The organism is Tropicimonas aquimaris (assembly GCF_042676185.1).
Lineage (GTDB): Bacteria > Pseudomonadota > Alphaproteobacteria > Rhodobacterales > Rhodobacteraceae > Tropicimonas > Tropicimonas aquimaris.
Window position 1 is genome coordinate 1 of record NZ_JBHTJT010000045.1, and the last position, 13,803, is coordinate 13,803.

The window sequence follows — 13,803 nt, forward strand, 5'->3', positions numbered from 1 at the left end:
GATGGAACCAAGGCGGGTCATGCACTAACAATCAAACCGGACCAGTCAGATCAGGCTCCCCAGAAGCAAGGAGTTCAAGACATGCAGCCGCGGAATTGGCGCCGCTGTCGGACAGATTGGCCATCGACGAAATGGTGGGCGAAAATATTGTAATGAGCGAGTATGCCGAAGAGCAGTATGCGGCCGATCATACCGAGCGATCAAATCACTCCGATCCGACATGAACCTCGGACGCGAGGCAATAGCCCTGACCGTGCACGGTCTTGATGAGCTCGCCGTCGTTTCCGGCCAGGGTCAGCTTGCGGCGCACCCGTGCGATATGGGCGTCCACGGCGCGGTCGGTAACGTGGATCGAACCGGCATAAAGAAGATCCATCAGTTGATCTCGCGTCACGACCTGGCCGGCCTTTTGGACCAGCGCCGCAAGCAGGGTGAACTCCGACGAGGTCAAGGGAACGTCGTTGCCGCGCCCGCATCTGACCTTCTGGGTGTCCATGTTCAGTTCGAACCCGGAAAACGTGACCTGCCGAGCGCCACCCGCAAGCCCGAGTAGGGCAGGGGCGCTTTCCGTCCGCCGCAGCACCGCCCGCATCCGCGCAAGGAGTTCGCGCGGCTCAAAGGGCTTTGCGACGTAGTCGTCCGCCCCGACTTCGAGACCGATGATCTTGTCGTAGACCTCGTCCCGGACTGTCAGCATGATGATCGGCATCGCCGAGGTCTTGCGCAGCTCGCGCGTGACCTGGAAACCATCGATGTCCGGCAAGCCAACATCCAGAATGAGAAGGTCGAAATCCCTATGCTCCATCAAGAGCCCCATCTGGGTTGCCGATCCGGCGGTTGCTACCCTGAACCCCTGCTTTTTCAGGAACCGTTCCAGCAGGTCGGTGATCTGACGATCGTCGTCGACGACCAGAATGTGCTTCGACACGGTGTGTTCCTGCGGCGCATGATCCGAAATGAGTGACGATGATGACCTGCATGGAGAGTGCAAGTCGATGACGGGATCCCGGAATTGATACAGCGTCAACGAACAAACGCAACCACGCTCGCTGCCGTCGTGCTGCTTGTCGCCATCGTTGTCACGGGCTTGTATCTCGGCTTTCAGACCCGCCGGCAATTCATCGAGATCTCAACCGGGTGGAGCGAGTTCTCGGCGGAAGCCGACAGGAAGGGCGCTGCCATCAGTTCCATTCGGGGCTACCTAGGATACGGCGGCATCATCCACACATTCAAGAACTACGTCCTGCGTCAGGACGACGTCTATCACAAGCAGCTTCTCGAGCAGTTGGAGCAGTTCGACAGGGTCACGGCCGGCTACCTCGACCTGCCCATTTCAGATGCCGAACGCGCGGCCGTCCTGGCAATCGTGGATACGATAGACCTCTATCGGAGCAAGATCGCGATTGCCACGCTCGCTGCCGAGGAGGGGTGGGAGATCGAGCGAACGGACGCGATGGTCCGGGTGGATGATGCCGCCGCCACGGCGGGACTTCGCGATCTCGAGGCGATCTGGCAGGAACTGCGACGGCAGCAGTCGGAACGGCTGATCGCGTCGGTCGAGAGGGGCCGGCAGCTCATCAGGCTCGGCTTTGTCTCCATGGCGCTGCTCGTCGTGGCATCGCTCTTGCTGGCGTTCGCCTTCTGGACGATCCTGCAGCAGATGCGTGGGGCCATGAACCGGTTGTCGGAGGAACTGGTGGCGCGCCGCCGGCTCGAGCGGCGCGAACAGAGGCTTGCGGAAGCCGTCGAGCAGAGTCCGGCTACGATCATGATCACCGATACGTCCGGCCACATCGAGTATGTGAACCGGCATTTTGAGGAATTGTCCGGCTGGAGTCGCGACGAGGTGATCGGACAGACGCCGCGGATCCTGCAATCCGGCGATACCGATACGGCAGAGTACCAGAAGATGCGGGAGCTTCTGAGCAACGGCGAGCCCTGGCACGGCGTTCTTCACAATCTGAAGAAGGACGGGGGAAGCTATTGGGTCGAAAGCACCATTCTCCCGCTTCTTGGTCCCGGTGGCGATGCGCACAGCTACCTCGGCATCGGCGAGAACATCACCGAACGCCTACATGCGCGTGAACAGATGGTGCGGGCCCAGAAGATCGAAGCCGTCGGCCTGCTGGCGGGCGGTGTTGCACACGACTTCAACAGCGTGTTGACCTCGATCCTCGGGTCGGCGCACCTGGCGGGGCTGGACGCGCCGGAAGGAAGTGACCTTGCCGGCGAGATCGAACAGATTGAGATCGGCGCGCGCCGGGCCCAGATGCTGGTGCAGCAGTTGCTGGGGTTCGCGCGCCGCAAGGCGGGAAGCCCGGTGCCGACCGAGTTGCGTAGCGCCGTGCGTCAGGCGCTGCGGCTGGTCCGGGCGGCGACCGTTCCGACAACGCGAATCGAGTTTGCCGAGGAGGGAGATCCCGTCTGGGTGGAAGCCGATCCGACCCACCTGCATCAGATCGTGATGAACCTTTGTGGAAACGCGGCCGAGGCGATCGGCGGCCGGACGGGATGTGTGAAGGTTTCGGTGGATCTCAGCGGTGGTCGCTCGTCCGGGGATGGCATGACGGACCCCGAATGTGTCGTGCTGCGCGTGCAGGATGACGGCCCCGGCATGCCGGAAGATGTCAGACGGCGGATCTTCGACGCATTCTTCACCACCAAGCCGCTCGGCAAGGGCACCGGCCTGGGTCTGGCGGTCGTTCACGGGCTGGTGACGGACATGGGCGGAACCATCGAAGTGCAGAGCGCGCCGGACCGGGGCGCGTGTTTCACAATTCGCCTGCGGCCCTGTCCCGCACCCGAAGCGGAGAGCATCAAGGTCGCAGAGGGCATGCCCTACGGCACGGAGCGCCTGCTGATCGTGGACGACGAAGCCGAGATCGCGGCGACCCTTCGCCGGTCCCTGACGCGCCTTGGCTATCACGTCGAGGCCTTTTCCTCGTCTCCGGCAGCCTTGCGAATCTTCAGGGCCGATCCCGACCGGTTCGATGCGGTCATCACCGATGTAATCATGCCCGACCTTGACGGTGTCGCTCTCGCGGGCGGGTTGCGCCAGCTGCGTCCCTCGATTCCGGTCATCTTCCTCACCGGCTTCACGCCGAAAGCCGATACGGTGACGGGTCCGAAACCGATGATCGTCGCCAAGCCGGTTGACCCCGTGACGCTGGCGCGTCGGCTGCGAGACCACCTGGACAGCGGCTGACAGGCGGGCCGTCACATCTCGTCACATATCATCACATTTCGTGGCGCCCTTCGTCACATGTCACAGGAGTCCCCCTGCTACGCTCCTTCGAAAGTCACGCCGGCAAACACTTAGAGGACGTAGTCCCGAAGACCAGGATGACTTTCGCCGGCCTCAAGGCAGATGACGAGTTCGCCAATGTAATCGCGCATCTCGACAGCCTGGATGCCAACGGAGCGAGCAATTGGCGCGGGTGGCCGCGCTGGAAGGGAGTAACCATGAAGGAAAATAGATCTCCGCGCGTGCGACACGCGCTTGCCGGATTTTGCGTAGCGGCGGCCATCTGCGTTGCCGCTCCTGTGGCTGTCTCTCAGGAGTTTGGGCCGCTTCCGGACGCCCCAGAGGTGAACGAAGCCAGAGCGAAACTGGGCGAGATGCTCTTCTTCGACAGCAGGCTTTCTGGCGACACAGGGACCTCCTGTTCGAGCTGCCACGATCCCGCCAGCGGCTGGGGCGACGGCCAGGCGCTATCGAGCGGTTATACCGGGGTCGAGTATTTCCGTAACGCGCCGGGCCTCTTCAACGTGGCCGACCGCATCTACCTGATGTGGGACGGACGCCTCGACGGGGCCGACCTTGGCACCCTCGTTCGGGACATGCTGACTGAATCCCATACGATGAATATGGACAGCCGCTTGGCGCAGGAACGTCTGAAGCAGGTTCCCGAATACTACGCCATGTTCCAGGAGGCCTATGGCGACGAGCCCTACGGCGGCCGGATCTATGGCGCTGTCGCCGAATACATCAAGTCGATCCGCACGGTGAACGCCCCGTTCGACGCCTATCTGCGCGGCGACACCGCGGCGCTGTCCGACGCGGCGCTCCGCGGCAAGGATCTGTTTGCCGGCAAGGCGGGCTGCATCGGCTGCCACGGCGGCGCAACGCTCTCGGACGGCGACCTGCATGCGACCGGCGTTCCCGATCACCCTGAGATCCAGCAGAATGCGGACCGCCAGATCACCATGCTGCGGCACTTCGCGACCATGGGCACGCCGAACTACATGAACCTGCGCAGCGACGTCGGGAACTACGTGGTGACCAAGGACATGGCCGATATCGGCAAGTTCGCCACCCCGTCGCTGTGGGATGTCGGCCAGACCGCGCCTTACATGCATTCTGGCGTGTTCGACACGCTGGCCGATGTCGTGGCCTTCTACGACGCCGGCAACGACAAGATCGCACCGCTCGGACTGAGCGAAGAGGAGCGGGTCGATCTGGTCGCATTCCTGGAGAGCCTGACGGGAGATGCGCCGACGGCCTCCGCGGCCGAACTGCCGGCCTACGCCCTGCGCGACGTCGGCAAGAACTGAGGAGATGGACCGATGAAAAAGACCACAAGAACCCTCCTCGGCGCGACCGTGGCAGTGCTGTCCGTAAGCGCGGTGGCATTGGCGCAAGGCGACTTTCCCGCGCTGTCGACGCTGCCGCCCCCTCCGATTCCGGCCGACAACCCGATGACCCCGGAGAAGATCGCCCTGGGAGGGAAGCTCTACTGGGACGGTCGCCTTTCGGGCAACGGGTCGATGCCGTGCTCGGCCTGCCACCTGCCGGATCTCGGCTGGGGAACTGGTTCGCCGATCTCGTTCGGCTACCCGGGCACGCAGCACTGGCGCAACAGTCAGACCGTGCTGAACTCCGCCTATTACAACAAGGGATTCTGGGAGGGGAACGTCACTTCGCTTGAATCGCAGGCGCCCGCTGCCGCCGGCGGCGCGGTGGCCGGCAACGGCGACGGCTCGATGATGGAGATGCGTCTGCGCTTTGTTCCCGAGTATGTCGCAGCCTTCAAGGAGGTCTTCGGCACCGACTGGCCGCATATAGTCCACGCCTGGGACGCCATCGCAGCCTACGAACGCACGATCGTGACCGATGCCACCAAGGTGCCGTTCGACCGGTTCCTTGCCGGCGACGAGGCCGCGCTGAGTGACGAGGCGCGACGCGGCATGGAACTATTCAACGGCAAGGCCGGCTGCATCTCCTGCCATAACGGTGCGCTGGCTTCCGACGAGCGTTTCTACAACACCGGAGTGCCCACGGCGCCCGAGTTCGTCGAAGACCCGCTCTACCAGATCACCCAGCGTTGGGAGGTCTACCAGAAGGGTGTCAGCGAGGAGACCTATCGCACCACCGGCACCGACCTTGGCCTCTACTTCAAGACCAAGCGGCCTGGGGACAGGGGCAAGTTCCGTACGCCGTCGCTGCGCGAACTGCGCTGGACCGAGCCCTTCATGCACAACGGCGTGATCCCCACGCTGGCCGAGGTCGTGGCCTTCTACAATGCCGGTGGCGGCGAGGGGCAGACGGCCGGCCTGCAACCGCTCGGCCTGTCCGATACCGAACAGGTCGATCTGGTCGCCTTCCTCGAGGCGCTCTCGATGGACGAACCGCTGCTCCTGGTCGAACCGGAGCTTCCCGAAACAGCAACCTGGGCGGAGTTTGACAAATGACCCAAGCCACCAGGGCCCGGGGCGTGGGCCACGATCACGCCTGTTCCTCCCTCTCGCGCCGCAGCTTCCTGATCCTCGGCGGCAGCTCGATCGCCATCCTGGCAACCTACGGTGCCGGCGCGGAGGCGCAGGAGCTTGTCTCCTCGTCCTATGTCCGCAAGGTCGTCGGAAAGCTGTCCGAGCTCCAGCCCGGCACGGCAATCTCGTTCAACTATCCCAACGACGATGTAGAGAACCTGCTGATGATGCTGAACGAGCCGGCAGGTGGCGGCGTTGGCGAGGGACGCAACATCGTCGCCTTCAATACCATCTGCCCGCACATGGGCGGCTACATGGGCGAAAGCGAGTTCAAGGCCCAGCATTCGGTGCTGGGGCCGTGCCCGCTCCACCTTTCCACCTTCGACCTGACCAAGCACGGCATGATCGTTTCCGGTCACGCCGTCGAGAGCCTGCCGCAGATCGTTCTTGAAATCGACGGCGACGACATCGTGGCGACGGGGGTCATGGGGCTGTTCTTCGGATACAGCCAGAACCCGACCGGCGCCTGAGAGAGGAGACAACAAGACATGGCAGACTCCATCACCCCGAACCGCGAACACGTGCCGCTTCCTCCGCCGGATGCAGAGGTGCTTACGACGGCGTGCAGCTATTGCATCGTGGCCTGTTCCTATAAGGTCTTCCGCTGGCCCGTTGGCAGTGAAGGTGGCGCGCAGGCGGACCAGAACGCCTTCGGCGTCGACTTCCCCACCGCCGGCGCGCCCTGGATCGCGCGGTCCCAGCACAACGTCGGATTGCACGACGGAGTGCCCCACAATTTCGTGGTCACGCCTGACGTCGATGCCGACGTCGTGAACCGCAATGGCAACTACTCGGTCCGTGGCGGCACGCTGGCGCAGAAGATCTACAACCCCGAGAAGCCGACCAAGGATCGCCTGAAATATCCGATGGTCCGCATCGGCGGCGTGCTTACGCCCGTAAGCTGGGATCTGGCCACTGACGTGATGGCCGAAGTGTCCAAGCATGTGCTGAAGAACTACGGCGAGCACGCCTGGGGCATGAAGACCTATTCCTACGAGTATTTCGAGAACACCTACGCGATCTCGAAACTGGTGCGCCGCGGCGTGGGCACCCCCGTCCATGCCCCGCATGACAAGCCGCAGGCGGCCGAGGATGCCGCCGGGCTCGACGATGCCGGCATCAACTCCTTTGCCGCCACCTACGAGGACTGGGGCAAGTGCGATGTCGCCTTCCTGTCGGGCGTCGACCCCTACGAAACCAAGACGGTGCTGTTCACCGAGTGGATGATGGCCGGCGACAACCCCGACAAGAAGATGATCTTCGTCACGCCGCACCGCACCATGGGCGTGGAATATGGGATCAAGAACGGCGGCCTGTGGTTGCCGATCATCCCGGGCACCGACACCGTGCTGCACCTGGCGCTGGCCAAGATCATCATCGACAACGGCTGGCAGGACCAGGAGTTCATCGACAAGTGGGTCAACTCAAAGTGGGAGATCGAGTCCGGCTACGGGCGTGGCACCCGCAACACACGCTGGCAGTGGCGCACCACCTGGGGCCGCTGGCAGTCCGACTGGCAGGATTTCCAGAAGTTCATCGCCGAGGAGCCCGCGGCGGTGCTCGAGACCGCGGCCGAGATCACCGGCCTGCCGGCGGAGGACATCCAGCGCTGCGCCGAGATGATAGCCAAGCCGCGCGAGGACGGATCGCGCCCCAAGACCAGCTTCATGCTGGAAAAGGGCAACTACTGGTCCAACAACTACATGAATACCGCATCGCTGGCCTCGCTCGGCCTGATCTGCGGCGCCGGCAATCGTCCGGGCCAGGTGATCAGCCGTGGTGGCGGACACCAGCGCGGCGGCATGGGCATTTCCGGCGGCAAAGGCTGGCTCAGCCCCGAAAAGCACCCCGGGCGCCGCAAGAAGGCGCTGAACGTCGATCGCTGGGTGATGGACGGCAACGTCCGGTTCATGTGGACCATCGGCCTGACCTGGTTCCCGGCCATGCTGGCGAGCCAGGAACTGGCGAGCCGGGTCGCCGACCTGACCACTCGCAACCCCAACCAGCCGCGCAGCGTCGACAAGGAGCACCTCGTCGAGGTGTTCAAGGCACGGGTGGATTCGGGCGGCATGGTGCTGGTCGACAGCGACATTTACCCGGTCGATCCGCTCAACACCCAGCTGGCCGACATCGTGTTACCGGCCGCCGGCTGGGGCGAGGTGGATTTCACCCGCTGCAACGCCGAACGCCGCCTGCGACTTTATGCCAAGTTCAACGACGCACCGGCCGAGGCCAAGCCGGACTGGTACGCCGTCGGGCTGTTCGGCCAGAAGATGGGCTACGAGGGGTTCGACTGGAAGGACTCCAACGAGATCTTCGAGGAAGCCGCCCGCTTCTCGCGTGGCGGGGTGCTCAGCTACAACGTGCTGGTCAAGGAAGCCAAGAAGGAGGGCAAGTCGGGCCACGAAAAGCTGCGCGAACTCGGCACCACTGGCATCCAGACCCCCATTCGCCTGATCGACGGCGAGATGGTCGGCACCGGGCGACTGCACGACCCCGACAACGATTGGGGCGAAGTCGAGGGCGACACGTTCGACCAGAAGTGGCTCTATGCCTTCGGCACGCATACCGGCAAGGCCAACATGTTGAAAGCGCCGTGGAACAACGACAGCTGGTCGGATTTCTACGAGGCGATCAAGCCGCGCGCCGACAAGGGCGAGATCTGGATCACCAACGGCCGAGTCAATGAGACCTGGCAATCGGGCTTCGACGACCTGCGCAAGCCTTACCTCGCCAAGCGCTGGCCCTGGCCACATATCGTGATCCATCCCGATGACGCAGCACCCGAAGGCATCGAATCCGGCGACTTGGTGGAAGGGTTCAACGACGCGGTCTACGTCCAGACTGGCGAGCCGATCGGCGTCAAGGACGGCGACCTGAGCTTCACCAAGCTGATGGAGCACGGCCACATCAAGACCACCACGGGCCAGTTCGTGGCGGTGGCGATCGTGTCGGACGAGATCCGCCCGGGCGTTGCCAAGGCGGCGTTCAACTTCCCCGGATCGATGGCGAACTCGGTCTGCCATGCAGTGCCCGACCCCGTCAGCGGTAACTACCGCTACAAGCTGGGCCGCGGCGTTCTGCGAAAGATCGGCGAGAGTGCCTACAAGCACAACTTCCTCGAGATGTCGCTGAAGCCGCGTCCGATCATCTGAAACCGCAAACCGGCTCTCCGTCCGCTTCGGGCGGGGAGCCTTCCGCCATTGTGGCCCTGCAGGTACGGCGCACTGCCGCTGGTCGGGCGGTTGTCGTTCGCCGGTCGGGATCGTAGGGGATTGCGCGACGGGGCCGCCCTAGGGTAGCCAATTTTCCGGACGATCACCAAGGGAGCTACGGCATGCCGAAAACACCCTCATTCCCCGAGCATGCCCTGCGCCGCTGGGCGATTTCCGCAGCCGTCCTTGTCGTCGCGCAGGCCGCTCTGGCCGATCCGGTGGTCGTCGAGCAGGTCACCGATGTGGCTGCGACCAACGCCCACGACATGTTCCAGTTTTCGCCCGACATCCTGCGGATCGAACCGGGCGGCGAGGTCGAGTTCCGCAATTCGATCCGGGGCCATACCGTCCACTCGATCCCGGAGCTGTGGCCCGAAGGCGCCGCGCCGATTGGCATTTCGTATCGCCCCGAGGCGGTGGTCCGTTTCGACGCAAAAGGCATCTATGGCATAACTTGCCGGCGGCACGGTCTGTTCGGCATGGTGATGCTCGTGGTTGTGGGCGCACCGGACGGGGGCGGCGACCTTGGTACGCGGATCGATGCCACGGTGTTGTCGCAGGAAGCCAGGGACAAGCTGAGGTCGATCGCGGAGGCCTCCGGCCTGCTGCCCTGACCCGGCCCAGGCCTGGAGCGCTTGCTCCATCTGTCGATGACGTCGGCGGCAACCCAGAAATGGCACCAATCTGGGCGGAGACGGACGTCTAATGTCAGCTTCTCCGGTTCCGGGGCTCGGCCATAAAAGGCGCAGAGACGACCGCACTCCGCCCTCCCGGCAGATTTCTGCATCAGCGAGCAAGGGCGATCCCGCGTCGTTCGTGAACGACGTGACCGGCCCTGAGCCGACCTTGAGCAGGGCACTCATCGCCGCGGCGCGGCGTTCGCTGAAGCCATCCTTCGTGGTTCTGTGCAGCATCGTCGAGCAGGTCGAGGTCCACAGTGCGGAACAAGGCTGTCATCGGCGGGCTGGTGGTTTTCAGAGAACCTTCGATCTTCCGCGACGGATTTCTATCCTCGATCCGTTCAACATGGATCAACCGTCAGGATTGCCTCATGAAACGCGCCATCGCCACGTCCTTAGTACTTTGTGTCTCCACGACCTCCCTCTCCGCCGAGATTTATTCCGCCGACGTGTGGGCGGACAACTGGTTTGAAATGCGGATCAATGGGACGCAGGTTGCCGAAGACAGCGTGCCCATCACGACCGAGCGGTCATTCAATGCCGAAAGCTTCGCTTTCGAGGCAGAGCGCCCCTTCGTGATCGGTGTCGTCGCCAAGGATTTCAGAGAAAATGACACCGGCCTGGAATACATCGGCACCGGGCGCCAACAGATGGGCGATGGGGGCCTGATCGTGCAGATCAAGGATTCAGCGGGCGCAGCCGTTGCCGTCAGCAATTCGGACTGGCAGTGCCTGGTCATCCACACCGCCCCGCTGGACAAATCCTGCGAAAAAGCAAGGCGAACCCTGTCGCTGGCGAAGGGGCCTGCGCTTTCGAGGTGATCGATGAACCTGATGGCTGGGATCAGGCGGGTTTCGATGCCTCGGATTGGCCTCAGGCCAGTACGTTTTCCGAACAGGAGGTCAGCCCCAAGGACGGCTATGACCGGATTGACTGGGTAGAGGACGCCCAGCTGATCTGGGGGGCCGACCTCGAGCAAAGCAATACGGTTCTTTGCCGCCTGACTGTCAGGTAAGGCGCAATGAACGGAGCCCAGATCATGCCCCGCATCCTCACGATGTCGATCACCACGTCCATGGCGATTGCCGCCGCCTCTGCGGCCTTCGCCCATGACGATCATTGTGCAGCCGTCAAGGTCTCCGTGGCCGACGCAGGTTTTGGCGACAGCGTCACCGTCACCTGCACCGACAGCCACGCGATCATCCAGTCCGATACCTATCCGGACCACGAGAAGATGACGGGGATCATCGGCACGAACGAACAGGTCCCGGTCCCGGGCGACTATGCCGCGCCGATCCTTCTTGCCCCCACTCTCGGCACGACCCCGCTGACACGGGATGCCGCCCTGGGCGTCGCCGTCAATGGCGTGCCGATCTACGACTACACCGGCGGCGGCGAGATGAGCGTGGCCGATCTTGCCCACCATCAGGCTCAGCACGACACGCTCCGGACACATCAGCTCGATGTTTGCGGTGGCCATGCCGGTCGCGGTGATGACTACCATTATCACGCCAAACCGACCTGCATGATTGACCAAATGGCAAATGCCGGCGACAGCGCGATCATCGGCTGGGCCTTTGACGGCTTCCCGATCTACGGCGACGACAATCCCGACGGGTCGGTGATTGCCGCAGGCGACCTCGATGTCTGCAACGGCCAGGCTGACGAGACCTTCGGCTACCGCTACCACACCTCGGAAGAAGCGCCCTATATCGTGCAATGCCTGATGGGGGTCCTGGCCGACTTCGACCGTCTCCCCCGCGTGTCGCCGCTTATGGCGACAAATGGACAAGGTGGACCACCGGGAACACCGCCGCAAGGTGGGGTCCAGAACCTCGTCTTTACCGAGAACCCCGATGGAAGCCGAAGCATGGACTACAGCTATGAGGGCGAGGAACATTACATCCGCTACACCCCCTCCGCGAAGCCCGGCTGTTATGACTTCACCACCCGAACCGTGACCAATGGAGGCGAGGTTCTGAGCGGCGAATACTGCCGGTGACAATGCCGCGACCCGCGATCAGATCAGCATATTGCGGCGCGACCTATGGCGGGAAGCTGCCATCATCCGTTGTATTCCGACAAATTGAAGATTGGGCGCTGAACTGCAACTCGTCGCGTGGTGGTAACCAACTCCGATGGAACCATGCTTCCGGCCCCAATCTGCCGTGTGACACCTATTCCATATGCTGCGGCGCAGCCGGTCACTGCCGGCTGTCGGGCAATGTCCCAATGGACACAGCTTCAGACCTCGGCGTGTGCCCTTGCCGCGCGACCATGCGGTGCGTCGGGCCGTACGCGGGTCATCTGCGACAGCGTAGGGTCGACAGCCCGAACAGGGATGTAACCGATGACGCCGTTCGGCGAAGCCTTGTCGACGTCATTTATGCTTTCAACCGCCCGCAACGCCCGCCACATTCACGTAGATCGCGTAGATGGACTGGGAGGCGGTCATGAACAGGCGGCTGTTGGCGCGCCCGCCAAAGCAGAGGTTCGCGCAACGCTCGGGAAGCGCGATACGGCCGATGGGTTTCCCGTCCGGTGCAAAGACCATGACCCCGTCCAGGTCGGGGTCTCCCATGCCCCAGCCACACCACAGGTTGCCGTCGACATCGCAGCGCATTCCATCAGGGGTGCCGCCCTCGGCATCCACCACCACTCGCCGGTTCGACAAGCTGCGTCCATCGTCCGCGACATCGAAGGCCAGGATCTTGTGATGTGGCACGCCGCGGGATTCAATGATGTAGAGAATGCTTTCGTCCGGCGAAAAGCACAGGCCATTTGGCCCGCCGATGCCTTCGGCCACGATACGTGCCTCGCCGGTCTCCGGATCGAGACAGAAAACGTTCTGCCCAAGCTCCGGCTCGGATCTGAGGCCTTCGTAGTTTCCGAGAATCCCGAAGTAAGGGTCCGAGAACCAGACAGACCCATCGGATTTCACGATGATGTCGTTCGGGGAGTTCAACCGCTTGCCCTCGAACCTGTCCATCAACGTGGTGATCGTCCCGTCATACTCGGTCCGGGTGATGCGCCGGCCGCCGTGCTCACAGGACAGCAGGCGGCCCTGCCGATCCCGCGTATGTCCGTTTTCGAAGTTCGAAGGCGCCCGGAATTCACTGACCCGGCCGGTTTCTTCGCTCCAGCGCATCACCCTGTTGTTGGGAATGTCGCTCCACAGGAGGTGACGGGCATCGCCGAACCAGACCGGCCCTTCTGCCCAACGCATTCCGGTCGCCAACCTCTCGACGGCGGCCAGTCGCAAGCGGTACTTGTCGAATGCCGGGTCGAGCGATTGCACAGCCGGATCGGGATAGCGCGTCGTTGGCTCCCAACCATTTGGAAACAGGTTTTTTCCACTCATCCTGAGGCCTCCTGGAGGTGGTATTCAGCCATGCCGAAGACGGGTCTCAGCTGGGCGACAAGACGTGGATCACACGGGCTGTCACCATGTCTTTCGCGCTTTCCGCATATGCCTTCATGTGCGCGGAGGCACCATGCGCTGCGAGAGCGTCAAGGCTGGCCCATTTCTCGACAACGACAAAGGTGTCGGCACCTGCAGGGGTCTGGATCGCTCCGGCACCCTCTGCATCGATCGTCGCCTCATAGGCAATGCAGCCATCTTCGGCCAACACGGCTGGGACATTGGCTTTGAACCTTTCCAGCACCGCCGCGCGTTGCCCGGGTTTCGTGGTTATGAAGGCCAGGACATGAACGGTGGACATTCCCGATTTTCCTTCAATGGTCTGGAACTTGTCCGAACGTTATCGGCTCAACCGGTGTGACACAACATTTGGTCGACCTGCCCGATCTATGGGTGTGGAGTGCCCCATCTGAACTGGTCCACCGTTATGTTTAGGAAACGGGGGACGGGACTTCACCCCGTTTCTGGTCCGGTCGTCACGCGACTTTTCGGGTTGGTTGACGTTGGGCCGCAAAGGCGTTCGGCGTCAAGTTTCCGAGCGCCGAATGCGGCCGGTTTTCGTTGTTGTATCGACCCAGCGGAATCTGCTCAGGTTAAGCTGCTAGTGCGAATGCCTCAGCGGGGGGGCATGTCCAGCGCCTGATGTGGGCGGCGATGGTTGTAGAAGCTGATCCAGTCGCCGATGGCGCGCGTCGCGTGCTGGATGCTGTCGAAGCGC

13 protein-coding genes are annotated in these 13,803 nt (G+C 62.9%); 9 read left to right on the forward strand and 4 right to left on the reverse strand.

The window, feature by feature from the left end; genetic code table 11:
- On the forward strand, positions 1–224 hold a 224-nt coding region (locus ACFQ2S_RS18350; RefSeq protein WP_386076702.1), incomplete at its 5' end, for a hypothetical protein.
- On the opposite strand, the gene ACFQ2S_RS18355 is transcribed toward ACFQ2S_RS18350, so the two are convergent.
- Entirely contained in the window at positions 206–928 is a 723-nt protein-coding gene (locus ACFQ2S_RS18355; RefSeq protein WP_386076704.1) for a response regulator, read from the reverse strand. The two genes, ACFQ2S_RS18350 and ACFQ2S_RS18355, sit on opposite strands and share 19 nt — an antisense overlap.
- A gap of 84 nt (positions 929–1,012) precedes the next feature.
- Between ACFQ2S_RS18355 and ACFQ2S_RS18360 the strand changes: the two genes are divergently transcribed.
- The 8 genes from ACFQ2S_RS18360 to ACFQ2S_RS18395 all read left to right on the forward strand — a co-directional run bounded on the left by ACFQ2S_RS18360 (position 1,013) and on the right by ACFQ2S_RS18395 (position 11,666).
- Positions 1,013–3,205, forward strand: coding sequence for a hybrid sensor histidine kinase/response regulator (locus tag ACFQ2S_RS18360; RefSeq protein ID WP_386076705.1), 2,193 nt, complete (start codon positions 1,013–1,015; stop codon positions 3,203–3,205).
- A gap of 383 nt (positions 3,206–3,588) precedes the next feature.
- A complete protein-coding gene (locus ACFQ2S_RS18365; RefSeq protein WP_386076706.1) occupies positions 3,589–4,554 on the forward strand; it encodes a cytochrome-c peroxidase in 966 nt (321 codons plus the stop codon).
- Between the two features lie 12 nt (positions 4,555–4,566).
- Positions 4,567–5,691, forward strand: a complete 1,125-nt coding sequence (locus tag ACFQ2S_RS18370; protein WP_386076708.1) for a cytochrome-c peroxidase — start codon at positions 4,567–4,569, stop codon at positions 5,689–5,691.
- A complete protein-coding gene (locus ACFQ2S_RS18375; protein WP_386076710.1) occupies positions 5,688–6,239 on the forward strand; it encodes an arsenate reductase (azurin) small subunit in 552 nt (183 codons plus the stop codon). The genes ACFQ2S_RS18370 and ACFQ2S_RS18375 overlap by 4 nt, the downstream gene beginning before the upstream one ends.
- A gap of 18 nt (positions 6,240–6,257) precedes the next feature.
- Entirely contained in the window at positions 6,258–8,924 is a 2,667-nt protein-coding gene (locus tag ACFQ2S_RS18380) for an arsenate reductase (azurin) large subunit (protein ID WP_386076712.1), read from the forward strand.
- Positions 8,925–9,106: 182 nt separating this feature from the next.
- Positions 9,107–9,598 (forward strand): plastocyanin/azurin family copper-binding protein, encoded by a 492-nt coding sequence (locus ACFQ2S_RS18385; protein WP_386076713.1) that lies wholly within the window; start codon positions 9,107–9,109, stop codon positions 9,596–9,598.
- A 437-nt stretch (positions 9,599–10,035) separates the two neighbouring features.
- Positions 10,036–10,485, forward strand: coding sequence for a hypothetical protein (locus ACFQ2S_RS18390; protein WP_386076715.1), 450 nt, complete (start codon positions 10,036–10,038; stop codon positions 10,483–10,485).
- 218 nt (positions 10,486–10,703) lie between these two features.
- Positions 10,704–11,666: a YHYH protein gene (locus ACFQ2S_RS18395; protein ID WP_386076717.1), complete on the forward strand. Its 963-nt coding sequence runs from the start codon at positions 10,704–10,706 to the stop codon at positions 11,664–11,666.
- 390 nt (positions 11,667–12,056) lie between these two features.
- Here the strand turns inward: ACFQ2S_RS18395 and ACFQ2S_RS18400 are convergent, their stop codons facing one another.
- The 3 genes from ACFQ2S_RS18400 to ACFQ2S_RS18410 all read right to left on the reverse strand — a co-directional run bounded on the left by ACFQ2S_RS18400 (position 12,057) and on the right by ACFQ2S_RS18410 (position 13,790).
- The gene (locus tag ACFQ2S_RS18400) at positions 12,057–13,025 is read right to left on the reverse strand and encodes an SMP-30/gluconolactonase/LRE family protein (RefSeq protein ID WP_386076718.1); all 969 of its coding nucleotides are present in this window, start codon (positions 13,023–13,025) and stop codon (positions 12,057–12,059) included.
- A gap of 46 nt (positions 13,026–13,071) precedes the next feature.
- Positions 13,072–13,386, reverse strand: a complete 315-nt coding sequence (locus tag ACFQ2S_RS18405) for a putative quinol monooxygenase (protein WP_386076720.1) — start codon at positions 13,384–13,386, stop codon at positions 13,072–13,074.
- A 314-nt stretch (positions 13,387–13,700) separates the two neighbouring features.
- Positions 13,701–13,790, reverse strand: coding sequence for an integrase core domain-containing protein (locus tag ACFQ2S_RS18410; protein WP_386076722.1), 90 nt, complete (start codon positions 13,788–13,790; stop codon positions 13,701–13,703).
- Positions 13,791–13,803 lie beyond the last annotated feature (13 nt).